The organism is Nesterenkonia sphaerica (assembly GCF_005771565.1).
In the GTDB taxonomy this organism is placed as follows: domain Bacteria; phylum Actinomycetota; class Actinomycetes; order Actinomycetales; family Micrococcaceae; genus Nesterenkonia; species Nesterenkonia sphaerica.
In genome coordinates this window covers 18,104-41,120 of the sequence record NZ_VAWA01000013.1, presented here as the reverse complement: position 1 = coordinate 41,120, position 23,017 = coordinate 18,104, and the positions used below count along the sequence as shown (strand labels likewise).

The 23,017-nt window shown below is 62.9% G+C and carries 23 protein-coding genes, 1 tRNA gene and 1 riboswitch; of the genes, 10 read left to right on the top strand and 14 right to left on the bottom strand.

Features of this window, described 5'->3' with window-relative positions; genetic code table 11:
* The first annotated feature begins 64 nt into the window (after nucleotides 1–64).
* Complete coding sequence (locus FEF27_RS09965; RefSeq protein WP_138170711.1) at nucleotides 65–571, top strand: MarR family winged helix-turn-helix transcriptional regulator; 507 nt, start codon at nucleotides 65–67, stop codon at nucleotides 569–571.
* Nucleotides 572–667: 96 nt separating this feature from the next.
* On the opposite strand, the gene FEF27_RS09960 is transcribed toward FEF27_RS09965, so the two are convergent.
* From FEF27_RS09960 to FEF27_RS09940, 5 genes are all read right to left on the bottom strand, one after another.
* Nucleotides 668–877: a cold-shock protein gene (locus FEF27_RS09960; RefSeq protein WP_138170710.1), complete on the bottom strand. Its 210-nt coding sequence runs from the start codon at nucleotides 875–877 to the stop codon at nucleotides 668–670.
* 214 nt (nucleotides 878–1,091) lie between these two features.
* Nucleotides 1,092–1,595: an HNH endonuclease gene (locus tag FEF27_RS09955; protein ID WP_138170709.1), complete on the bottom strand. Its 504-nt coding sequence runs from the start codon at nucleotides 1,593–1,595 to the stop codon at nucleotides 1,092–1,094.
* A 173-nt stretch (nucleotides 1,596–1,768) separates the two neighbouring features.
* On the bottom strand, nucleotides 1,769–2,626 hold the full coding sequence (locus tag FEF27_RS09950) for a C40 family peptidase (RefSeq protein ID WP_138170708.1): 858 nt from the start codon (nucleotides 2,624–2,626) through the stop codon (nucleotides 1,769–1,771).
* 233 nt (nucleotides 2,627–2,859) lie between these two features.
* Entirely contained in the window at nucleotides 2,860–3,771 is a 912-nt protein-coding gene (locus FEF27_RS09945; RefSeq protein ID WP_138170707.1) for a C40 family peptidase, read from the bottom strand.
* A gap of 254 nt (nucleotides 3,772–4,025) precedes the next feature.
* Complete coding sequence (locus tag FEF27_RS09940; RefSeq protein ID WP_138170706.1) at nucleotides 4,026–4,748, bottom strand: iron-dependent transcriptional repressor DtxR; 723 nt, start codon at nucleotides 4,746–4,748, stop codon at nucleotides 4,026–4,028.
* 134 nt (nucleotides 4,749–4,882) lie between these two features.
* Here FEF27_RS09940 and serC point away from each other — a divergent pair, with 134 nt between their 5' ends.
* Nucleotides 4,883–6,001, top strand: a complete 1,119-nt coding sequence (gene serC, locus FEF27_RS09935) for a phosphoserine transaminase (RefSeq protein WP_138170705.1) — start codon at nucleotides 4,883–4,885, stop codon at nucleotides 5,999–6,001.
* Here the strand turns inward: serC and FEF27_RS09930 are convergent.
* Both FEF27_RS09930 and FEF27_RS09925 read right to left on the bottom strand, forming a co-directional pair.
* A complete protein-coding gene (locus tag FEF27_RS09930; protein ID WP_138170704.1) occupies nucleotides 5,983–6,318 on the bottom strand; it encodes a DUF3027 domain-containing protein in 336 nt (111 codons plus the stop codon). The genes serC and FEF27_RS09930 overlap by 19 nt on opposite strands.
* 2 nt (nucleotides 6,319–6,320) lie before the next feature.
* Nucleotides 6,321–6,704, bottom strand: a complete 384-nt coding sequence (locus FEF27_RS09925; protein WP_138170703.1) for a cold-shock protein — start codon at nucleotides 6,702–6,704, stop codon at nucleotides 6,321–6,323.
* A gap of 66 nt (nucleotides 6,705–6,770) precedes the next feature.
* Here FEF27_RS09925 and FEF27_RS09920 point away from each other — a divergent pair, with 66 nt between their 5' ends.
* The 4 genes from FEF27_RS09920 to FEF27_RS09905 all read left to right on the top strand — a co-directional run bounded on the left by FEF27_RS09920 (nucleotide 6,771) and on the right by FEF27_RS09905 (nucleotide 9,972).
* Nucleotides 6,771–6,995: a hypothetical protein gene (locus FEF27_RS09920; protein ID WP_138170702.1), complete on the top strand. Its 225-nt coding sequence runs from the start codon at nucleotides 6,771–6,773 to the stop codon at nucleotides 6,993–6,995.
* Between the two features lie 81 nt (nucleotides 6,996–7,076).
* Nucleotides 7,077–7,817, top strand: coding sequence for a response regulator transcription factor (locus tag FEF27_RS09915; RefSeq protein WP_243729195.1), 741 nt, complete (start codon nucleotides 7,077–7,079; stop codon nucleotides 7,815–7,817).
* A gap of 97 nt (nucleotides 7,818–7,914) precedes the next feature.
* A complete protein-coding gene (locus FEF27_RS09910) occupies nucleotides 7,915–9,507 on the top strand; it encodes a sensor histidine kinase (protein WP_138170700.1) in 1,593 nt (530 codons plus the stop codon).
* 174 nt (nucleotides 9,508–9,681) lie between these two features.
* Entirely contained in the window at nucleotides 9,682–9,972 is a 291-nt protein-coding gene (locus FEF27_RS09905; protein WP_138170699.1) for a WXG100 family type VII secretion target, read from the top strand.
* 63 nt (nucleotides 9,973–10,035) lie between these two features.
* On the opposite strand, the gene groL is transcribed toward FEF27_RS09905, so the two are convergent.
* Together groL and FEF27_RS09895 are read right to left on the bottom strand one after the other, a co-directional pair.
* Nucleotides 10,036–11,682, bottom strand: a complete 1,647-nt coding sequence (gene groL, locus FEF27_RS09900; protein WP_138170698.1) for a chaperonin GroEL — start codon at nucleotides 11,680–11,682, stop codon at nucleotides 10,036–10,038.
* Between the two features lie 283 nt (nucleotides 11,683–11,965).
* A complete protein-coding gene (locus tag FEF27_RS09895) occupies nucleotides 11,966–12,607 on the bottom strand; it encodes a LytR C-terminal domain-containing protein (protein ID WP_138170697.1) in 642 nt (213 codons plus the stop codon).
* Nucleotides 12,608–12,690: 83 nt separating this feature from the next.
* Between FEF27_RS09895 and FEF27_RS09890 the strand changes: the two genes are divergently transcribed.
* Nucleotides 12,691–13,395, top strand: a complete 705-nt coding sequence (locus FEF27_RS09890) for a uracil-DNA glycosylase (RefSeq protein WP_138170696.1) — start codon at nucleotides 12,691–12,693, stop codon at nucleotides 13,393–13,395.
* Between the two features lie 123 nt (nucleotides 13,396–13,518).
* Here the strand turns inward: FEF27_RS09890 and FEF27_RS09885 are convergent, their stop codons facing one another.
* The 4 genes from FEF27_RS09885 to FEF27_RS09870 all read right to left on the bottom strand — a co-directional run bounded on the left by FEF27_RS09885 (nucleotide 13,519) and on the right by FEF27_RS09870 (nucleotide 17,181).
* Complete coding sequence (locus FEF27_RS09885; protein WP_138170695.1) at nucleotides 13,519–15,522, bottom strand: threonine/serine exporter family protein; 2,004 nt, start codon at nucleotides 15,520–15,522, stop codon at nucleotides 13,519–13,521.
* 111 nt (nucleotides 15,523–15,633) lie between these two features.
* Nucleotides 15,634–15,710 (bottom strand) — tRNA-Val (locus tag FEF27_RS09880).
* A gap of 43 nt (nucleotides 15,711–15,753) precedes the next feature.
* Nucleotides 15,754–16,443: an NAD(P)H-binding protein gene (locus FEF27_RS09875; RefSeq protein ID WP_138170739.1), complete on the bottom strand. Its 690-nt coding sequence runs from the start codon at nucleotides 16,441–16,443 to the stop codon at nucleotides 15,754–15,756.
* A gap of 69 nt (nucleotides 16,444–16,512) precedes the next feature.
* A complete protein-coding gene (locus FEF27_RS09870) occupies nucleotides 16,513–17,181 on the bottom strand; it encodes a TenA family protein (RefSeq protein WP_138170694.1) in 669 nt (222 codons plus the stop codon).
* Nucleotides 17,176–17,290: riboswitch (TPP riboswitch) on the bottom strand. (Overlaps the previous gene by 6 nt.)
* A 263-nt stretch (nucleotides 17,291–17,553) precedes the next feature.
* On the opposite strand from FEF27_RS09870, the gene FEF27_RS09865 reads away from it, so the two are divergent.
* Entirely contained in the window at nucleotides 17,554–18,414 is an 861-nt protein-coding gene (locus FEF27_RS09865; RefSeq protein WP_138170693.1) for an alpha/beta hydrolase, read from the top strand.
* A gap of 41 nt (nucleotides 18,415–18,455) precedes the next feature.
* Here FEF27_RS09865 and FEF27_RS09860 read toward each other — a convergent pair whose 3' ends face one another.
* The gene (locus FEF27_RS09860; protein ID WP_243729194.1) at nucleotides 18,456–19,985 is read right to left on the bottom strand and encodes a DHA2 family efflux MFS transporter permease subunit; all 1,530 of its coding nucleotides are present in this window, start codon (nucleotides 19,983–19,985) and stop codon (nucleotides 18,456–18,458) included.
* A 495-nt stretch (nucleotides 19,986–20,480) separates the two neighbouring features.
* Between FEF27_RS09860 and FEF27_RS09855 the strand changes: the two genes are divergently transcribed.
* A complete protein-coding gene (locus FEF27_RS09855; RefSeq protein ID WP_138170692.1) occupies nucleotides 20,481–21,308 on the top strand; it encodes an undecaprenyl-diphosphate phosphatase in 828 nt (275 codons plus the stop codon).
* A 321-nt stretch (nucleotides 21,309–21,629) separates the two neighbouring features.
* On the top strand, nucleotides 21,630–23,006 hold the full coding sequence (locus FEF27_RS09850) for a hemolysin family protein (protein ID WP_138170691.1): 1,377 nt from the start codon (nucleotides 21,630–21,632) through the stop codon (nucleotides 23,004–23,006).
* Nucleotides 23,007–23,017: the final 11 nt, after the last annotated feature.

The following is a 23,017-nucleotide window of genomic DNA, read 5'->3' as shown; positions in this document are numbered from 1 at the left end:
AGTAACCTAAGGAAGACTTATGGCGAAGGGCGAGTCAGGCTCCCCCAGGAGCGAGAGATTCTCCATGACAGACCCTCGGTTGCTGGATCCCCACGAGGAAATTGTTCAGCACCGAGGGCTCACTGAGACGGAGTTGAACCAGACCGTACAAGTGCTCGAGTCGCTCCGGCGCTGGCACAGTGCCGAACGTAGTATGAGCGAAGCTGCACGCAAGCACATGGACTTGGGCGAAACAGACATGCGGGCGCTTCGCTACCTTATCGCCGCCCAGGCGAATAAGCAGTTGGCGACTCCCAGCGAGCTGGCCCAACACCTGGGAATCTCCACTGCTGCTGTCACTAAGCTGCTGGATCGCCTCTCAAGCCGGGACCATATTCGCCGGTTGCCGCACCCACAGGACCGCCGAAGTACCGCGATTCAGGTCACTGACGAGACTCGTCAAACTGCCCGAAGTGTGGTCGGCCGCACCCACGCGGGGCGATTCCATGCTGCTGCGGCACTGAGCTCTGACGAACGGGCGACTGTGATCCGGTTCCTGGACGCGCTTTCGGCCACCGTGGAGTCAGAGTGACGACTACTCGCTTCTCCGTGGCGTGTCCTTAACGACCTCGGCCCCGGCCCCACCGCGAAGGTGGGACCGGGGCCGAGGTCGTACAAAGACTGAGGGTCAGACAGCGCTGACGTTCTCTGCCTGCAGGCCCTTGGGGCCGGATGCAGTCTCGAACTGAACCTGCTGGTTCTCTTCGAGAGTCTTGAACCCGCCGCTGCCGGGGTCAATTGCGCTGTAGTGGACGAAGACATCGTCCGAACCGTCGGAGGGGGCGATGAAGCCGTATCCCTTTTCGGCGTTAAACCATTTCACGGTGCCAGTGGCCATGTGTGTTCCTAACTACTGTGTTACTTGCGATGCACCGATAGATTCACGGTGCTGATCCGCAGCGACCAGGCCAGGCCGGTGCGGAGATTTGTTGAGGCCACTGGGATAAAGCAATGACGATCAATATCCCCAACCTTACGCTACCGAGTGGTCACAGCCAATAATTCGCCGGAGACCGCTCTGCGTACCTGGTGCAGGCGGGAGGAGAATTCCCTCACCCCGGCACACCTGAGGGGTCAAGAAACGGCATCCAGACATCGCGCGGGGCATCCAGCTCGGCGGGCAGCCAGGTGTGGTGTCGCGGGACGCGCGGCATCGTAAGCAGCGACCAGCCCAGCTGGTCCAGAGTCTTGTCTCCTTTGCGCACGTTGCACGGTCCGCAGCATGCCAACAGATTGCTCCAGCTCGAGTCACCCCCTCGGGACTTGGGGATGACATGGTCAACGGTCGACGCCGAACCTCCGCAGTACCCACATTGCCGTCGGTCCCGCCGCAGCACACCACGCCGCGACGGCGCCCCGGGGCCTCGGCGGACCACGCGCACATACTGGTGGAGCAGGATGACAGCCGGACGCGGCACCAGGACCGAGGGCGCCACGATGGGCAGCCCGTCCTCGGCAAGGACACTGGCCTTTCCGCGCATGACCAGCACAGCCGCGCGGCGCGAGGTCACCACGTTGAGCGGCTCGTAGCCTGCATTAAGCACCAAGGTTCGCATGTATGTTCCCGGGTCTTCTCACCCTGTCCTGCACGTCTCGGGAAGCGTGTGCTTCCCACATCACTATAAGCCCCTGCACAGCAGAGGGTGCTAGATGATGCAGAGACGCCTGTGGTGTGCGACTTCTCGGAAGCCACACACCACAGGCGTGAAAGTCGGGACTGAGGGAAACCTCAGTAGGGACGCAGAATAGCGACGACGTTGTGCCAGCCCTCGTTATAGCCGTGGGTAGTGACACCTGAAGCTGCCAGCGCGCCGATCATCTGCCCGTTACCCACATAAATTCCTGCGTGGTACTGGCTCCGGATGCCGCTGACAACCACGATGTCACCGGGCTGCGGAGAGGACACGCGGGGGAATGAAGCCATCATTCCGTGGGTGCTGCGTGCGTTTCCTGGAAGCGGCTGACCCGCTTGTGCGTAGGCCCAGTTGATGAAACCGGAGCAGTCCATTCCGCCCAGCGTGGAACCTGCCCACAGGTAGGGGGTGCCAATCGCGCTGTATGCCGCACTGATGACGGAGCTGTTTGCCGCTGGTGCAGCAGGCTCTGCTTCGACACTGGTGCTGGCTGTCTGAGCGACCTCGGCCGTTGAGGTGGAGGTCTCACTTTCGGTCTGCACGTCAGCTGTTGACGATTCGGCCGCCTGCGCAGTGTTGGGCTGAGCTTCAGTCTCGGCAGCGGCGGAGCTTGCCTCGGCAGACTCACTCGATCCCTGTGAGCTGACAGCGGGACGATCGAAGGTGAGCTGGACGTCGGTGGATGCCGCCACCGCAGATGGCGCGGCATGGGCAGCTAGCTCGACATTGCCGGCGGTCTCCACCGACAGGGTGGACTGCGCGCGCCCTTCGGACGGCGTTTCGGCCTCAGCCATCGCCGCCACTGACGTGGTCAGGAACAGCCCGGAGGTGCCGAGCACGACACCCACTTTGCGTCCGGTCTTGGCAGCACGAGTCTTGGCAGCACGGCGGGCTTCGGCTTCGGCCGTAAGGCGGCGCTCTCGCCGCGTCCGAGTCAGGGTCTGTTCGATCATCACGGGAAGACTTTATAACAGATCCGCATCCATGTCACATTTAGATCACGAATCTCGCAACTTTTGCATAACTGCGCCTGGGTAAAGGCTGGTCGACGCAGCCCTACGGCCCATCTTCGGCGTCCATTCCGCCCTAGAAATGGGCAAAGACGACGGTTAAATACAGGTGTGGGGCGCAGTCTCATGCAGACTGGGCCCCACACCTGTGAGGTTCGTTACCTCAGCGTGACGGATTAGCGCGGGCGGTGAATGCTGGTCACGTTGTGCCAGCCGTCGTTGATTCCGTGGACGCGCACACCTGCGGAAGCTGTGGTGGAGATGACCTGGCCGTTGCCGACATAGATGCCACCGTGGGAGTTTCCGTTGGCCAGCACAATGTCACCGGGAGCCGGAGTGGAAACCCGCGGCAGGGATGCCATGCCGTGGGTGGTCCGGGGGACACTGATGCCTGCCTGCGCGTAGGCGTACTGGATCATTCCGGAGCAGTCGATTCCGGAGCCCGGTGTGGTTCCACCCATCACGTGCGGGGTACCCAAGGTGGAGTAGGCAGCGGAAATCACACTTCCGCGGCCGCCGGAGGACGGGGCTGACTGCTCGGTGGAGCTTGAAGCAGTGGTGGAGCTGGACTCACTTGCCGACCCGCCGCCGTTGGATGCGCTGGCCTGGCTGGAGGAGCCGCCCTCGGCCGAGGTGGTGCCGCCGGACTGGTTCGCGGCGGTGGAAGTGTTCGTTGCGGCTTCAGCGCCGGCATCCTGCGCGGCGGGCTGCGCTGGCGCTGGTTCAACCTCGGGGGCCGGGTCAGCCGCCGGGGCAACTGGTTCGGGGCTGGCCTGTGAGGTGATGACAGGCCGGTTCTCGCCGGAGCTGAAAGCGACGTCGGCGGATGCAGCAACGGTGGCATCAGACTCGACGCTGGCCTGCTCCGCGGTGGCCCGCTCGACGGTCAACAGGGCAGCATCGATCTGAACCGTACTCGCGGCGCGACCTTCAGAGGCAGTGGTGTCGGCGCTGGCAGCTACACCGGTGGCGATGACCAGACCGGCCGAGGTCAGCACCGCAGCGGTGGCGCGGCCCGCGTGCCCGGCGCTGGAGCTCTTCCGAGCTCGGCGTTCCCGGCGCGATACAAAAGTGTTGTTGTCAGTCACGTGAAAACCTTTCCCTGCACTGGGCGGTAGTTAGGCAAACTGTCCTCCAGCTGACATGCAGGGTCGGCGTCCGCCGGAGGATTTTCCAGGGCTTTTTGTTACATCTGCCCCGAGCACGCGTCTGACTTTATAACAGATTGATACAAATGTCACACTTAGGTCACGGAAGTACTCAGGTTTTTTCAAGCCAACGCAAAATGCTGTCACAGAATCGTCACGGAAGACAGCTCAGTGGGGAATATGTGAGGAAGATCTCACAGGGCTTCATGGACGAAAATGTGCTGGGCAATCTCCAATGGGAGCTCCACCTCAATGCGCCCCTCGTCCTCGTGATCAACCACGAACTCTGCATACGCCTCGCTCAGCCCTGTCAGCTCGAGGGCTACACCGGGCTGAAGGCCTACCTCAAGCAGCTGGTTCAGCACCTCGGGTTCCACCTGGACCGACTCGGCCAGCCGCTGCACCTTCCAGCGTGATCCGCCGGCGCCGGTTTCATACTCTTGAGCCACGTCGAGCAAGCTCTTCTGCGTCAGCTGTGCCGGGTGCGCGGCGACGCGCACGCCGAGTGCTTCCAACCCAGGGATCGGGTTGCCGTAGGGAGACTCCACGGGATCGTCCAGCAGTTCCACCAGTCGGCGTTCGACCCGCTCACTGATCACATGCTCCCACCGGCAGGCCTCCTCATGGAGGTAGGGCCATTCCAGGCCGATCACATCGGAGAGCAGTCGCTCCGCCAGGCGATGCTTGCGCATGACCTGCACCGCTCGGGTTCTTCCCTCATCAGTCAGTTCCAAGTGGCGGGACTCGGTCAGCCGGAGCAGGCCATCGCGCTCCATCCTGGCCACCGTCTGGGACACCGTGGGGCCCGAATGCTCCAGGCGCTCAGCTATCCGGGCGCGCAATGGGACGATTCCCTCTTCCTCGAGGTCGAGAATCGTTCGCAGATACATCTCGGTGGTATCGATGAGATCAGTCAACGTCTGCGCTCCTTGGTACTGTGATCACCAATGGCCGGTGTGCTCGGTCCAGCATAGTCGTGCCCGGAGATTCCATCATTTGTCCCCTATATATACGCCTGTACGCGCAGAGTGACACCACCCAAGGAGTGCACGTGAGCCCTGAGAACATCACAATACCTGCCGAGCTGCTGCCGCAGGACGGCCGCTTCGGCGCCGGCCCGTCGCGGGTGCGCCCCGAGCAGGTGCGCGCTCTCTCTGGTGCCGGCCGGACTCTGCTCGGCACCTCGCACCGCCAGGCCCCCGTGAAAAACCTGGTCGGGAGCATCCGCGAGGGCCTCGGTGAGCTGTTCAGCCTTCCCGAGGGCTACGAGGTGGTGCTCGGCGTCGGAGGCTCCACCGCTTTCTGGGACGTTGCCACCTTCGGACTGGTCCAGGCCAAGGCCCAGCACCTCTCCTTTGGGGAGTTCGGCGGAAAGTTTGCCAAGGCAACCGACTCTGCGCCGTTTCTCGAATCCAGCTCCATCATCACCTCCCCTGCTGGCCAACGTCCCTCACCGCAGGCAGAGGCCGGAGTCGACATCTACGCGTGGCCGCAGAATGAGACGTCCACGGGTGTCGCCGCCCCGGTTCACCGGGTGCAGGGAGCCGACGACGATGCCCTTGTGGTCATTGATGCCACCTCGGCAGCCGGAGGGCTCGCTGTGGACGTCACGGAGACCGATGTCTACTACTTCGCGCCTCAGAAGAACTTTGCCTCCGACGGCGGCCTCTGGATCGCCCTGATGTCCCCGGCAGCCCTCGCGCGCGCCGAAAGGCTAGCTGGGCAACGATGGATCCCTGACTTCCTGAGCCTGACCACGGCCGTGGAGAACTCCCGGAAGAATCAGACGTACAACACTCCCGCGCTGGCCACCCTGGTCACGCTCGAGGAGCAGATCGGTTGGATCAACTCCTCCGGCGGTTTGGCCTTCGCTGCGGCCCGCACCGCAGAGTCTGCCGGGCGCGTCTATGAATGGGCAGAGAGTCACCACTCGGCGGAGCCATTCGTGCCCGAGCCCGCCGATCGGTCGAACGTCATTGCCACCGTGGATTTCAGCGACTCAGTGGACGCCGCTGCGGTCGCCACAACCCTGCGTGCCAACGGCATAGTCGACGTCGAGCCCTACCGGAAACTGGGAAGGAACCAGCTGCGCATCGCCACCTTTGTCTCCGTGGAACCGGAGGACGTCAGCGCGCTGCTGCAGTGCATCGACTATGTGCTCGATGCCTGAGAACTCTGCTCCTGATCGGCCAGGCGCTCGGACCAGGGGACCCACTCAGGAGCGATAAGCGCATCCTCGCCGGGGAGCATACCCAGTTCGCACACCGTGACCTTCTTACTCCGGGGCGCGCGCGCAAGCGTGACAAACCATTCCCACCCTCGGTAGCCCGGGCGCTCCGCTGCGAACCGGTGGGTCACCAGGCGCTCTCCGTCGGCTACGGCGCCCACGTGCTGGCTGATCTGGTCGGCGGGAGCGACCTCGCCCAATGCGGAGCGCGCCACGCTCACCGCATCCGCCAGCACCGCGTCCTTCTTATAGGAGGCCATGATCAGGCGTCGAAGTCGTCGGCGACGCGGCGCAGCAGAGCTGCGATCTTCTTGGACTGCTCGGGCTTCGGATAGTGGCCCTTGCGCAGCTGGCCGGTGGTGTTGTCCAGCACATTGACCAGATCCTGGACCAGCTCGCCCATCTCCTCGGCAGGTTTGCGGGTGGCGCGCACCACTGAGGGGCCCTCATTGAGGATCCGGACACTCAGCGCCTGCTTGCCCCGGCGTCCATCCGCAATGCCGTATTCCAGTCGCGTTCCCGACTTCACTGTGGTGACCGAGGACGGAAGCGCCGATGAGTGTAGATACACCTCTTCGCCAGTGTCACCGGTGACAAATCCGAAACCTTTGTCAGCGTCGAACCATTTCACTTTTCCCGTAGGCACGTGTGTGCGACCTCCTTTTGCGCGACTACCAGAATACCCCCAATTGCCGGGCGATAGAATTGCCGCATGACCCCTTCAGCACCCGCTGCGCTGGCGCGAGCTTGCCTGATATCAGGCGTGACCGTCACTGCTCTGTCATTCGCCGCTCTGCTGAGCATTCTTGGTTTCTACTTCGCAGACAGCGTTCCCCATGCCAGCCTCTATTGGATCGCGCTGTGGGGCTTTCCCGCGGGATTCGTGCTGATGTGCCTGCACATGGTGCTCAATCTCAAGCGGCGCCGGGGGCACTGACACCCAGTTGCCCCGGAAAGCTAACCATGCGTCCAGCAGGCATACAGTCACCACCCAGGAATGGGCTCGATACTGACAGTTGTGACTGATAAAACTCCGGAAGCCAAGCTGCTCGTCGTCGACGACGAGCCCAATATCCGCGAGCTCCTCGCGACGAGCCTGCGTTTTGCCGGCTTTGAGGTGGCAGCCGCAGCGAACGGGCGCGAGGCCCTTGATATTGCTGAGAAGTTCCAGCCGGATCTGGCGGTGCTGGATGTGATGCTGCCGGACATGGATGGATTCACCGTCACCCGCCGGCTGCGCGCCTCTGGCAAGCACTTCCCCGTCCTGTTTCTCACTGCCCGCGATGACACCGACGACAAGATCACCGGCCTGACGGTGGGCGGTGACGACTACGTGACGAAGCCGTTTTCCCTCGATGAAGTCGTGGCCAGAATCAAGGCGGTCCTGCGCCGCACCGCGCCCTATGACGATGAGGACGCAGTCATCAGGATCGACAACTTAGAACTCGACGACGACGCACACGAGGTCCGCCACGAGGGCGAGATCATTGAACTGTCCCCCACCGAGTTCAAGCTGCTTCGCTACCTGATGATGAATCCGAACCGGGTACTGTCCAAGCAGCAGATCCTCGACCATGTGTGGGAATACAACTTCAACGGCGACGCCTCCATTGTGGAGTCCTACATCTCCTACCTGCGGCGCAAGATCGAATCCGGGGCCGAGGGCGCACCGGCGATCCAGACCAAGCGTGGGGTCGGCTACGTGCTGCAGACGTGGGAGCGACGGCAACGTTCGCAGGGAGCTGGCTCGTCGACGTAGCGACGCCTGACAGCAGGGCGCTTGCCCGGAGCAGTGACCGCCAGCCATTACCGCTGGCAGTCACCATCGATTCGCCCCGGGGCATAAACTCGTAGTTATGCGTCTGCTCTCCGCGATCTCACGAGCCTGGCGGAGAACCTCTCTGCGAAGCCAACTGGTCACCATCACCTCGGGTCTGCTGCTGCTGACGCTGGTGGTCACCACTTTTGTCTCCGCGTCGCTGTACCGGCAGGAGCTGCTGCGGAACATGGATGAGGACCTCCGAAGCAATGCTCAGGCGTTGGCGAACTATTTCTATGACATCCGCTCTGATGAGTTCGAGGATGATCAGGAAGATACTCGGCCCACGTGGGCGGAGTTCCAATCTATTTTTAGGTTCTACGGTTGGATGCTCGATGAGAACGGCGACCCTGTCCCGGGCCTGTCGTTGCGCGCCAGCAATATGGAGACCGCCGACGTCCCCCAGATCCCGCAACTGACCCCAGATGAGGCGGCCGAGCTCGGTCACGAGTCCTTTAACGTTCCTGGGACCCAGGAGAACTCCCGGGGTTTCCGCGTCCAAGCTCACCACTTGATGCACGGTGAGGAGTCGGTCATCATCGCGCTGCCCCTGGAAAGCGTGGAGACCTCGGTGGAACGTGCGAGCTTCCTCGTGGCGACCATCGGCCTGCTGGCCACCTTGGGAGCCTCCATCATCGCCTACTCCCTGACCACTCGTGCCTTCCGGCCGCTGCTGCGCGTGGAGAAGACGGCCGCGGCCATCGCCGGCGGGGATTTCTCTCAGCGGGTGCACACCACCGCCCCTCCGGAGACCGAGATCGGGCGGATGGCCACAGCGCTGAATGTGATGCTGGAGCACATCGAGGTGGCGTTCGCGCAGAAGGAAGCCTCCGAGGAAAAGATGCGCCGCTTCATCCAGGACGCCTCGCACGAGCTGCGCACCCCCCTGGTGACCATCCGGGGCTTCTCGGAGCTGTACCGGCAGGGGGGCCTCAATGACAATCCCGAGGCGGTGGGCACGGCGATGGGCCGCATTGAGTCTGAGGCCACCCGGCTGGGCCAGCTGGTGGAGGATATGTTGACCCTGGCCAGGCTCAATGAGCAGCGCGCACCAGAGCTGAAACCTCTTGACCTGAACATCCTGGCCCATGAAGCCGTCATGGACATGACGGTCAACGCCCCAGAGCGAGAGGTGAAAGTTATCGGGCTCGACGGCGGCTCCCCCTCACCTGCTCCGGTGATCGGTGACGAGGGCCGCATCCGTCAGATTGTGACGAACCTGGTGACCAACGCACTGCGCTACACTCCCGAGGGCACGCCCATGGAGCTCGCGGTGGGTACGGAAAGCCTGGACGACGGCGCGGCCGAGTCCGTGCTGCAGGTGCGCGACCATGGTGAAGGTATCGACCCGGAGGATGCGGACAAGATTTTTGAGCGCTTCTACCGGGCTGACTCCTCACGGCAGCGTGAGACCGGCGGCACCGGCTTGGGGCTGGCGATCTGCGCCGCTATCGCTGCTCAGCACGGCGGCAGCGTCCGCCACTCTGAGACACCCGGCGGCGGGGCGACGATGACCCTGCGACTTCCGACTGATGACACTTTCAGCTCCGACGACGAGCACGAGGAAGAGCTCACCGAAGAGGAACTGGAGCAGTTTCGCATGGCGGCCCGGGGTGCTCACGACAGCTGAGACGCCAGGGGCCGCAGAGTTTTCCCCACCGGCGGGACTGCGCTGAGCGACGCGCCGGGACCCCCACGGGAGGAGCCTGGGTCAGATGCCACGTGGTGCCTGTCCCTACCGTAGGAAGCGGAAGGGACACACCTGATGTCCTTTCGTATCCCTACGCAGGAAAGGACATGACCCATGGCGATATTTCAGATCGACACCGGTGACCTCATGGCGAAATCAGGCACTGTCGAGGCTACCCTGAGCCGCATTCAGTCCGATGTCAGTTCCATGGAGGGTCAGCTTCGCCAACTGCAGGAGACGTGGAAGGGCGCCGCTTCCGGAGCATTCCAGGAAGTGCTGACCCAGTGGCGTGCCACCCAGGTGCAGGTGGAGCAGTCCCTGGCCGGAGTCCGACAAGCGATGTCTGCGGCGTCCTCCCACTATGAGGAGACGGAGCTGGCAAACGCGCGGATGTTCGGACGGTGAGCGAGCAGAGAAAAAGCCCGCAGGCGGCTTGCCTGCGGGCTTTTTCTCTGGAGAGGGGGCGGATTACATCATGCCGCCCATTCCTCCCATTCCTCCCATGTCGTCCATACCGCCAGCACCGGCACCGGCCGGCTGTGGCTCAGGCTTGTCCGCCACCACTGCTTCGGTGGTCAGGAACAGGCTGGCAATGGATGCGGCGTTCTGCAGAGCTGACCGAGTCACCTTCACTGGGTCAGCCACTCCGGCTTCCAGGAGGTCCTCGTACTCGCCGGTGGCAGCGTTCAGGCCGTGCCCGGTGGGCAGAGACTTCACCTTCTCCGCCACGACGCCGGCTTCCAGGCCGGCGTTGACGGCAATCTGCTTCAGCGGCGCCTCAATCGCGAACTTCACAATGTTGGCACCAGTGGCCTCATCGCCCTCCAGTGAGAGCGACTCAAAGGCACGCGCGCCAGCCTGGATCAGGGACACCCCACCGCCAGCGACGATACCTTCATCCACTGCAGCCTTAGCATTGCGGACTGCATCTTCAATGCGGTGCTTCCGCTCCTTGAGCTCAACCTCGGTGGCCGCACCCGCCTTGATGACAGCAACGCCGCCGGCGAGCTTCGCCAGGCGCTCCTGCAGCTTTTCGCGGTCGTAGTCGGAGTCGGTGTTCTGGATCTCAGCCTTGATCTGGCTGACGCGACCGGAGATCTCGTCGGCGCTGCCAGCGCCTTCGACGATAGTGGTCTCGTCTTTGGTCACCACGACCTTCCGGGCGGTGCCGAGCAGGTCCAGGGTGGCGTTCTCCAGCGACAGCCCGACCTCCTCAGCGATGACCTGTCCCCCGGTGAGGATGGCGATGTCAGCGAGCATGGCTTTCCGGCGGTCACCGAAGCCCGGAGCCTTCACGGCCACAGACTTGAAGGTGCCCTTGAGCTTGTTGACCACCAGGGCAGCGAGGGCTTCACCCTCGACATCCTCGGCGATGACCAGCAGCGGCTTGCCGGACTGCATGACCTTCTCGAGGATGCCGATGACATCCTTCACCGAAGAGATCTTGGAGTTGGCGATCAGAATGTAGGGGTCTTCGAGCACTGCTTCCTGACGCTCAGCATCAGTGACGAAGTACCCTGAGAGGTATCCCTTGTCGAAGCGCATACCCTCGGTGAGCTCCAGCTCGAGGCCGAAGGTGTTGGACTCTTCGACCGTGATGACGCCTTCTTTGCCCACCTTGTCGAGAGCCTGGGCGATCAGCTCCCCAATCTGCTTATCTGCAGCGGAGATGGACGCGGTGGCCGCGATCTGCTCAGTGGTCTCCACTTCTTTGGCGGAGCTCAGCAGCTCCTGGGTGACGGCATCCACGGCTTTGTCGATGCCACGCTTCAGGCCCATCGGGTCAGTGCCTGCGGCGACGTTCCGCAGACCTTCTTTGACCAGTGCCTGAGCGAGAACAGTCGCGGTGGTGGTGCCGTCGCCGGCGACGTCGTCGGTCTTCTTGGCGACCTCTTTGACAAGTTCAGCACCGATCTTCTCGAAGGGGTCTTCGAGCTCGATCTCTTTGGCGATGGAGACACCATCGTTGGTAATGGTGGGTGCGCCCCAGGACTTCTCGAGCACAACGTTGCGGCCGCGGGGGCCCAAGGTGACCTTGACGGCGTCAGCGAGGCTGTTCAGGCCGCGCTCGAGGCCACGACGGGCCTCTTCGTCGAATGCAATGGTCTTAGCCATATCGGCACATGTCCTTCCTGGACGTGAGTAGATTCGGACGGTATTAGCGTCGGGGTCCCTGATTCCAGAGACCCGTGCAAACGCGGCAGCGTTTGAGCGGGCCACGTCAGGGACGGACCTTGTCAGATGCCCGCGACGGACGGCCGGTGCCCGGGTGTCACTCCAGGCACGTTGACGGCCTCACCTGATGGTTCGTCTTAGCAGTCTCATCATGAGAGTGCTAAGACAATTTTTAGCACTCTGCGGCTGAGAGTGCAAGAAGATCAGGGCCGCCTGAGGATGGCTACTGGTAGTCGGGTCCGACGATCACCACAATTGTCTGCCAGCTGCCGTCCTGGGAGACGATGTCGATGTCGAGCTCCTCGGCGATCGCTTCAGCCAGCTCCTGCTGCTCTTCACTGGGGTACATCACCTGTGGAGTGTTGGGGGTGCCCCAGTTGGCGAAGTCCCAGTCGATGGACTGCTGCACATCGAGTCCGAGGTCGTTCAGCTCGGAGCTGAGCTGACTGGCAGAACCGTCGGGAGCCCCGGCATTGACCGCGCGCACCGGGTGATCGTCACTCAGACCTGAGGCAGGTGCGTCCTCCTCAGCCTCCCCGTTTTCGTCGGCCTCGCCCTCATCTGCGCCTTCGTCGCCGTTGCCGTCGCCCTCGGCCTCATCGTCTGTCTCCGCAGCCTCACCCTCATCTGCGGTGTCCTGCTCCTCAGCAACGGGGGCGTCGTCGTCGGCGTCTCTGGTGATAAACCAGCCCGCTGCCGCAATCAGGAGCACGGCGACCACCGCCAGACCGATCCACTTCAGCATTCCCGAGGAGGCAGCCGAGCCCGCCGCGGCGGCGGGTGCACCGGCAGCGCGATGCTTACCGACTTCATCCCGCCGGTAGGGCTGCACCTCGTCAAACTCATCATGGGAGAACTGGCTCATCCCTCCATACTACGGGCGCGCCCGGACCCCCAGTGGCATATCCGCACGCTCTGCTGCGTGTGCGTCGTCTACCCTGGGGTGGTGTGAGTGCCTTTGCGAACCTGCTGCAGCCATTGGACCCCGGCTGGGAACATGCCCTGAGGCCAGCGGAGCCGCAGTTCGCCGCGCTCGCGGAAGAGATGAGAGCTCGGCGCCGGCGCGGAGACCATATCCTGCCCGCTCCGGCAGATGTGCTGCGGGTCTTTCGGCAGCCATTCGACGAGGTCCGGGTGCTGATCGTCGGCCAGGACCCCTACCCGACGCCGGGGCATCCCATCGGGATGTCGTTCGCCGTGGCCGCAGAGGTCAGCCCTCTGCCCCGGTCTCTGGGGAACATATTCAAGGAGCTGCACAGCGACCTCGGGATCCCGCCGAGCCCGCACGGGGACCTGACGCATTGGGCGCGTCAGGGCGTGCTGATGCTCAACCGGGTACTCACTGTGGAGGCCGGCGCTCCGGGCTCGCACCGTGGGATCGGATGGGAAGCGGTCACAGAGGCCGCCGTGCGTGCGCTGGCCACCTCCGGCAGACCTCTGGTCTCGATCCTGTGGGGCGCCCAGGCCCGGCAGCTGCAGCCGTTGCTGAGCACTGGCGCGCATACCGAGACAATCGTCTCAGCCCATCCGTCTCCGCTCTCCGCGTCACGGGGGTTCTTCGGCTCGCGGCCGTTCAGCCGCACCAATGATGCGCTGCAGCGGCTAGGGGCTGCACCGGTCGATTGGCAGCTGCCAGGCGCCCCGCGAGGCTGAGACTGGCCGAATATGCCGCTGAATCGGGCTGCTCAGTCCCCGTCGATCGGCAGAATCGGCCAATGAGTGCACCGGCAGGCGGGTCAGGCAGGGCGCGGCATCGGGGCCCGCGGTGTCCACCGGTCAGCGTCTGCGCGCATTCGCCCGCTCGTTGGACTCCAGTTTTGAGGTGAACCGCCGCATTACGACGTCGCCGAGCACAATGCCGGCAGCAATGGCCATGATCATGATCAGCGCGTTGAACAGCTCAAACAGCCCGCCCATCATGGATCCTGCGGTGTTCTCGATCGCGATCTGGTACATCCCGCGGAAGACCATGAGGCCCGGGAGCATGAACATCATGGCGGGCACCGCCACGACAAGCTGTGGCGCGCCCAGCCGCAGCGCGACCACCCGACCCAGCGCACCCACCACAAACCCGCCCACCACAGGGGTGAACCGGTCCCCCAGGCCGGAGAGCTCAGCCAGGTACAGCGCGCAGAATCCCAAGGCTCCCACAGCACCGGTGGGGAGGATGAGTGCCGGCCGGGTCTGCTCCACAATCGCCGCGGCACTGCAGGCGAAGAAGACCAACAGAATGAGGACCGGTGCCGGGTAAATGCGGGTGAGCCCCTGCGCCAATTCTGTCTGGACGATTCCCAGTCTCTCCGCGGTCACGACTGCCGCCATGATTCCCGCCGTCATACCGGCAAAGGCGATCATCGTGGAGACCAGCCGCCCTGCGGCCGTCATGGGAAAACCGTTGATCGCGTCCTGGATCGCCCCCACAATCCGCACACTGGGCAGCAGGATCATCAAGCCTCCTGCGGTGACCATAGAGGGCGTGATGTTGGCATCCAGCGCGAAGGCAGTCATGGCGAACGCCGAGGCCGCAAACCCCCCGCCGGCCAGCGTGAAGAATTCCGGCACCCGCCACAGCGTGAGCTGGCGAGCAGTCCACATCACCAGCAGCGTCGCCGCAAACCCCGCCGCCGCATCCAGAATCGGTGCACCCAAGTAGCTTGCGAAGAGACTGGCGAACAGGGCGCCGCTGAACGTGACCAACCACCGCGGGTACGGTTTGGGCTGCCGGGTAATGTCCTTCAGCTCAGCTTCAGCCTCAGACCGGGTGAGCCGCCCCGAGGTCACGTCTGCGACCAACCGGTGCACGGCGGCGAGCGCCTGGAAATTCTGGGACCAGGACCGCACCACACGCACCCGCGAATAGGGAATCTTCCCCTCCGGGGCCCAATTCAGGCTGATGGACTGGTTGGTGATGTCGGCGTCGGTGTTTTTCATCCCGAACGCCGTAGTGACCGCGATGATTGAAGTTTCCACCTCCAACGCTCCGGCGCCGTAGCGGAAAAGTGCTTCACCCAAGTCAAGCACGAAGCTCATGGTCTCGAGCTCGTCGAGCCCTTCGTGCACCTCGCCCTGGACGGTGTGCTGGAAGGGCGTGCCCTGCAGCCTGTCCACAATGGACTGCTCCGCGGTCTTGGGGCTCTCGGTCTGCATGATCTTGTTGAAGACGAACTGCGGGCTGACCCGACGGTCGAAGACAGTGCGGTTCAGCAGCGCAGAAGTCTTTCCGCCCTGGCGCACCCGGGGACGGAGCCAGGAGGGACTCAACACGGGGCGACGCCGTATGGGCTCATCGGAGCCCACCTCAGGAATCGGTGAGGATGGTCCGGTGACGGGGGGAAGGGACACCGGTCCGGACAGAGCCACCGGGTGAGTGGGTGCGGGGCCCTCCGGTTCGACCACCGGCAGCGCAGAAGTCAGTGTGGGAGGCTCTCCGGTGTCCGCCAGGGAAAAGTCATCGGTGAAGGTGTGCCGGGTGGAATCAGCTTCCTCGGCGGCAGCCTCTTGCGCAGCGCGCGCGGCCGCCGCGGCGTCGTATTCCTCCCACTCCAGGTAGGGGTCCTCACCCGCGGCCGCCCAGGAGGCGGCGATGGAGCCGGTGAGGTTCTTGATGAAACCTTCATCCTGCTCCTCCGGCTCCACGTCTGCGGGCCGGACCACCGGGATCATGCTGGTGTCGGTGGTGGGCCCCTTGATAACTGGGTCAATGGGAGCAGTGCGGTGCGCCGCTGTCTCGGCGTGCTCGGCTCGCGCAGACCCCGTGGCACGCGCTCCTCGCTCCGGCATGACACCTCCCGCAGACAAGACAAAGACACTCAGGTTTCGTCCAAAAAATGGGCCTGGCACAGTAAAAACCTACAGTCTGAGAGCCAGCCTGCAAGGGACAGAACGTCCCGGTGGTGGATCTGAATGGACTCGAACCATCGACCTCACGCGTGTGAAGCGTGCGCTCTAACCAACTGAGCTACAGATCCGGAAACCACAGAAGCTTAGCACTCGGAGAGTGAGTGACCCAACTCAGCGAATGGCTTCAGCAATCGGGGTTTCTCCGTCAAAGAAGTTGACGGTTCTGCGGCGCGCGGCATCAGTAGTGAGAACATGAGCAATCACTTCTGCCACATTCCCCCGTGAGGTCGCCACTGCTTCTGCACCACCGGCGGAGCTGGCTCGTGCCGCAGCCTCAGCGTCTACCACAGTGATCTTCCCCGAGGCCGGCTCGGTGGTCAGCGTTCCGGGCCCCAAAATGGTGTAGTCCAGCTCGGTGTGGCGCAGGTAGTTGTCCGCCTGATGCTTGGCCGCGGCGTAGGGATAGAAGGAACTCTGCGGGTCAAGGTGGTGAATATCCACCTCAGACCGAGCATAGGAGACCATGACGTACCGTCGTACCCCGGCTGCGCCGGCGGCCTCCATACTACGGATGGCAGCTTCCTGGTCAACGGCTTTGGTTCGCGCGGGATTGCCGCCGCCAGCACCGGCAGAAAATACCACGGCCCAGGCGCCGGCGAAGGCGTCCTGCAGCTCATCAGTAGTAGCGTGTTCGACGTCAAGAACCACGGCAGAGGCTCCCGTGGCCTCCACCTCGCTCCGCTGCTCCGGCTTGCGAATGATGGACTCCACTGTGAATCCGGCGTCCACAAGTTTGGGTGCGGCCAGCAGAGCGATTTTGCCGTGCCCGCCGATAATGACAACTTTTCGCTGATCAGCCATACCCTGCACAACAGTCACAGGTGGGAACTATTCCTGAACTCCCACTCATCGCCCTGCTCACCGCCTTGGTCAGCGCTCAGCGTCAGCCAACTCCAGTCCCATCTGCCAGAACGCCGACTCCATACGTGTGGCCGTGGCAAACGTCTCGGCCACCTCGCCAAAGCGAGCTTCCGGAAGGAAGCGTGCCCCCAGCGAGTCGAGCTCGGCCACGGCGTCCGCTGCCAGCTGCTGCGACTGCTCGGAAGCATACTCCGCGATCCACTCGGCGTAGGGGTGATCGGGGTGGTCATCGAGCACCGGCTGCAACCGGGCCCCGATTTCCGCATAGCCGACCACGCACGGAGCCAGTGCGACATGAAGGTCCAGTAGGTCGCCGCGGTTGCCAGCGTCCAGCACGTACCGGGTGTAGGCCACTGTCGCCGGGTGCTCGGGTGTGGCCTCCATGTCCTCGCGGCTGATCCCCCATCGTGCGCAGAGCCGTACATGCAGCTCTGTCTCTTCGACTGAGGCAGACAGCCCGCGCAGGCCTTGGGTGACGTCGGCCAGGGTCCGGCCCTTATAGGCCGCCAAGGCGTAGGCCCGGGCGAACTGGATGAGGAACAGGTAGTCCTGGATCAGGTAGTTCCGGAACGCCTCCGGCGGCAGAGTGCCGGCTTCCAGCTGGCGGACAAAGTCGTGATGAGTATAGGCGGCCCACTCGTCGTCGGCGGCTTTTTTTAGGCGCTGAAACAGGGTCATCGGACGTTCCTTTCCCTCCGGCGGTATGAGCCGCGTCAGGTTCATAGGGTTCCGCGCCTGCGTCCGGCGCGATCTCAGCTTCTGCCCGGAAGCTCCCCTCGGACAGTACTGACGGTACCGCATTGCACATTCCGCAATATCGATGTTGCGTAATCAGAAAAGCTCAGGGTAAGCTTCAAAGCACTTGGGTGCGACACAGCGAGTGACACCGCTCGCTGGAAGGGGACCAGCTCGGTGCGGGCTGGTCCCCTTCTTCTGCGTTCACTTTCTCCCCGCCCACCTCACTGCCTGGCACACCCCACCCCTGGCCACACTTCAGTCCTATACGCAATCGGGTCGCCCCCCACGGCCCTCATCGGCGACGATGGGGTCATGGCACCTTCTGGTCCGTCCCTCGTCCGCCGCAGCAGCCGGAGGATTTTTTTCGGCGCAGCTGGGGTGGTTGTTGCCGCCGTGCTGGTGATCGGCGCGCTCTGGCTTCTTCAACGCTCGCTGATCTACTTTCCGGACACCTCGGAGGTCCCCTCAGCTGCGGCAATGCTCACCGAGGGTGAGGACCTCACCCTGGAGACCTCTGACGGCCTCTCCCTCGGTGCCTGGTTCGCCCCAGCCGATCCCTCCGCAGAGGACCGAGACTTCGCAGTCCTGATGGCCCCGGGTAACGGCGGCAACCGCGAATCACGGGCTGGCTTGGCCGACGCCCTGCAGGAGGAAGGCTTCGCAGTGCTGGTCCTGGACTACCGCGGCTACAGCACCAATCCGGGCACCCCGAGCGAGGAGGGCCTCCTGCGTGACGGCGCAGCTGCTGTCGAGGCGCTCCGGGACCAGGGTTATCCGCCCGAACGCACCATCTACTTCGGAGAGTCCATCGGCGGTGGCGTGATCGCGGGTCTGCTGTCCAAGCATCCGCCAGCAGCCGCGGTGTTTCGCTCCCCGTTCACTGACCTGGCCGACGTCGGCCGCACACACTATCCCTGGCTACCGGTGCGCACCATTCTGCGTGATGATTTCCCGGTGATTCACCATGTCTCCCAGACCCAGGTCCCGATCTCTGTCATCCGTGCCGAGCGCGACTCCGTGGTCCCCAGCCACCTCAGCGCCGACGTCGCCGAAGCAGCGCCGAACCTGGTGGAGCATGAGGTGATCCCCGCAGCAGACCACAATGACACTCGCATGTTCGGCCCCGAAATCGCAGCAGTGGTGGGCCGCCTTGCCGACACCCTCGAGGAGTGACTCGGCCCGCTTGGCCTCGGCCCCGAGCAACACCCCCAGCCTCAGCGTCGGGGCGGAGCTCCAGCCGACTCCGGTGCTGTCGCACGCAGGGTCATCGCCAGAAGCAATGTCCCGACGCTCAGGACGGCTGCGGAACGGAAAGCAAGACGGAAACCTTCCAGCACCGCCTGATCGGGGGAAGCACCCTGTGCCGCCGCCTGAGAGGCCCCAATGCCGACCAGAGCCACCAGGGCCGCGGTGCCTACAGCTGCCGCTAACTGCTGCAGCGTGTTGAGCACCGCAGATCCGTGGGAGTACAGCGGCTGCGGCAATGGATTCATGGCAGTGGTGAACGCCGGCGTGAAAAGCAGCGCCAAGCCTGAGGAGAGGACCAGGTGCAGAGCCAGCACTATCCACGGGTGGGTGTCCGGCTGCAGCAGACTCATGCCGAACAGCGCGACGATCAAGAGCGACGCTCCCGGGATCACCAGCGGCTTCGGTCCCACCCGGTCATACACCCGGCCGACAATCGGAGCCACCAGTGCCATCAGCAGACCGCCGGGGAGCATGAGCAGCCCGGTGGCCAAGGTGTCCAGCCCGCGCACTGATTGGAGGAACAGCGGAAGCAGGATGAGCGCCCCGAACAGCGCCACCACCATCAGCAGCATCATCAGCAGACTTCGAGTGAACATGGTGTACCTGAATGGTTTCAGGCTCAGCAGGGCTGAGTCGGTCTGCTGCAGGCGCACCTGCAACAGGGCGAATGCGATCAGGCAGATGAGCCCCGCCAGAAGCACACCGAGAGCCAAGGGATCGACGCCGTGGATTTCTGCCGCCGACCCAACGTCCTCTGTGCCGTGGCCTCCGCCGATCTGGCTGATGCCGTAGACCAGGCCGCCGAACCCGGGCACTGCAAGCAGCAGGGACGCCACACTCAGCGGACGCCCGGCATCCCCGGGTTCAGTGGTCAGCCGAGGGCGCCCCAGAAATAACGCGATGACCGCAATCGGAAGGATAGTGAGGAACAGCCACCGCCACTCTGCAAAGTGCAGGATAAAACCTGACAATGCCGGCCCGATCGCCGGCGCCACAGAGATGACGATCGCGATATTGCCCATCACCACCCCCCGACGACGCAGCGGCACGAGCGTGAGCACTGTGGTCATCAGGAGTGGAAGCATGATGGCCGTACCGGCCGCCTGAACCACCCGCCCAGCCACGAGGAAGCTGAATCCGGCAGCCGCAGCACTGAGTGCGGTGCCGGCGATGAACAGGATCATGGCTGCGGTGAAGACACTGCGAAGACTGAACCGGCCGATAATGAACCCGGTGGTCGGAATGACCACCGCAAGTGTCAGCATGAACGCCGTGGTCAGCCACTGCACGGTCGTCTCCGCCACCTGGAATCTGTCCATGAGCGGAGTCAGCGCCACATTCATGAGCGTCTCATTGAGGATCATGACGAAAGCGGCGATCAAGAGCGCACCGATAGTCAGTTTGTGCACCCTCGGCAGCCGACCATCGTCCATCACCAACGGACCCGGGTCAGCAGCAGACTCTTCGGGCGCCCGGACCCGTGAGATGGATTCCACAAGATGCTCCTTTGGGCGCTCCAGGCTTCCGAGCCCCCTCCCGGGCTCGAACCGAGGACCTGCTTCTTCCATTAGGTCGACGAACGCCCGCTCACCACGGCATGTGGGGGAAACCCCTTGTCAGAAAAATCCTACCACTGCCGGCCATTACCGGTTGTGCTCGGCCCGTGCCAAGCGTTCTGCATACCCATCGCGTACCGCAGACTTCTTCTTCGACCTCGGTGAGGCGAAATGACCGCCACCGCAGGCTTGGATTGGGCCTTGACTGGGTGGAGCGGCTGATGACGGGCCTCAGCATTTAGGGGTGTGTGCAGGTGTTGGCGAGAGACGGTTACCCCTTGGGCCGACGCGAAGGCGACGGGCACCCCGATCACATCTGTTTTCGCTGGAAGTAGCCCATTCGCACGGTGAATAACCAACTCCATCTCATGTCTGGGCCACCACGTGATTCTGGTAAGCCGTCTTGTGACTCCTCACGGTCTGTAGACTCACTGGGTGCAATGGTTCGAAGCGATCATTCTGGGCCTGGTTCAGGGTCTGACGGAGTTTCTCCCTATCTCATCCTCCGCTCACCTGCGGATCGTCGGGGAGTTCCTGCCCGGCGCCCAGGATCCGGGTGCGGGGTTCACCGCCATCACCCAGCTCGGCACAGAGGCTGCAGTGCTGGTGTACTTCTGGCGCGACATTGTCCGGATCCTCAAAGCATGGTTCTCCGCAGTCTTCGGCCGGGGGTCCCACACTAACCCTCACGCCCGAATGGGTTGGCTGATCATCGTCGGTACTATTCCGATAGTGGTGCTCGGGCTGCTGCTGGAGGACTACATCATGTCCACCTTCCGCAGTCTCTGGATCGTGGCGACCACGCTGATCGCCTTTGGCATTCTGCTGGGTTTCGCCGACTGCATCGGGAAGCAGCGCAAACCATTGGAGCAGCTCAGCGTCCGGGACGGCATCATCTTCGGCTTCGCCCAGGCGATGGCACTGATCCCCGGTGTCTCCCGGTCCGGAGGGACGATCACCGCGGGCCTGCTGATGGGGTACACCCGTGAGGCTGCCGCCCGATACTCATTCCTACTGGCGATCCCGGCGGTGTTCGGCTCCGGGTTCTACAAGCTCGTGAGAGCGTTCGGGGAACAGTCAGGCCCCTACTCCATGGGGCACACCATCCTGGCCACCGCGGTGGGGTTCGTGGTCGCCTACGTGATCATCGGTTGGTTCCTCGCCTATGTCTCCCGCAATAGCTATACCCTCTTCGTGGGTTACCGGATCATACTGGGCCTCTTCGTGTACATCATGCTCAGCTTCGGCATTATCAATGCCTAAGGCAGCGCCACTCAGAGCCTGTACATCCACAGAACCAAGTCCCCTGCAGGCTCGGCATCAGAGTGAGCCCGACCTAGGCCCCGTGACTAAGGGGCCAATTCCAGGTTCGTGCAGAGCGAGCTGTAGCGATCGACCGATTCCTCGGGGACCAAGGAGGTCACCTTCCCAACTTCATCCTCCATGGTGATCTCTAGTGCCGCCTGAACAACGTCTACGTGCACTTTCACGGTTAGCAAGTACTATCCTGGATACAAATACTCATCTTCCGGGAGGTGCTTCCACTTCAGTGGAATCTGACCAACGGCCGAGAGTCGACGTCTCGTGCTGACTGCGCTTCTGAGTCTCCTTGCTGGAGTAGTACTCACACTGATCATTATCGCGGCGAATGGCTACTTTGTGGCTCAAGAATTTGCCTATATGTCTGTAGACCGCAATAAGCTCCGTGCCCGCGCTGCTTCAGGAGATCGGGCTGCGGAAAGAGCTCTCAAGGTCACTGAGCGAACGTCATTCATGCTCTCTGGCGCTCAGTTAGGTATCACCATCACTGGCTTACTGGTGGGCACCATTGCGGAGCCGCTCATTGGCCGATCCCTGGGCGTGATATTCGGGGGCGTTGGCATTGCCCCAGCAGTCAGTATCACGGTGGGCACGGCAATCGCGCTTGCGGTCTCGACAGTGGTGCAGATGATTTTTGGGGAGTTATTTCCTAAGAACTACGCCATCGCGAATCCTGCTCCTTTGGCTCAGGCATTGGCTGGGTCTACCCGGGTCTACCTTTTGGTCTTCGGGTGGCTGATCAGTGTCTTTGACGTTTCCGCGAATGCGTTACTACGACTGATGCGTATTGAACCGGTCCACGACGTGGATTCAAACGCTACGGCAGAGGACCTCGAGCACATCGTCTTCACTTCGCGAGAATCTGGTGAACTTCCTGAAGAGTTGTATTTGACGCTGGATAGGGTCCTGGACTTTCCGCAGCACGACGTCGAGCACGCCATGATCCCCCGCTCCCGGACGGACATTATCCAACCTCGGACCACTGTCGGTGAAATCCGGGCTCACATGGCCAACGGGCATACCCGCTACCCGGTCATCGATGCAGACGACCAACCAGTTGGGGTCGTCCACCTCCTCGATGTACTCACCTCCACGCTCACGGAAGACTCTCCGGTCACCCAGCTGATGCGTGAGCCCGTAATCATTCCCACTGTGATGCCCCTGCCGGAGGCGGTCAAGAGACTTGAAGAGACGACGTCCGCCATGGCTTGTGTCATCGACGAGTACGGAGGATTTGCGGGCATCGTCACCTTAGAGGATCTTGCGGAGGAGATCTTCGGGGAGATCACTGACGAACACGATGAAGAGGAAGAGGCCGAGCTGATAGAGATAAAGGAAGGCCGGTGGGAAGCTGATGGCGACATCCACCTAGACGAGGTTGAGCGGCGAATGGGCTGTGATCTGCCATCGGGGGATTACGAGACGCTCGCGGGCCTCCTCATGGCCCATGCAGGTGACCTCTTAGAAGTTGGCGAGACTGTGACGCTGGCGATTCCACCTTCCTCTTCTGAATACGGTGAGGACGAGGTTGTGCCACGAGAGCTCCATGTCACGGTGCTAAGTGTCGATAAGCATGTTCCGCATAAGCTGGCGCTCACGATCAGGCAAACCTTGAGCGTTGATAAGGGTGATGCGCAGTGAACCCACTATTG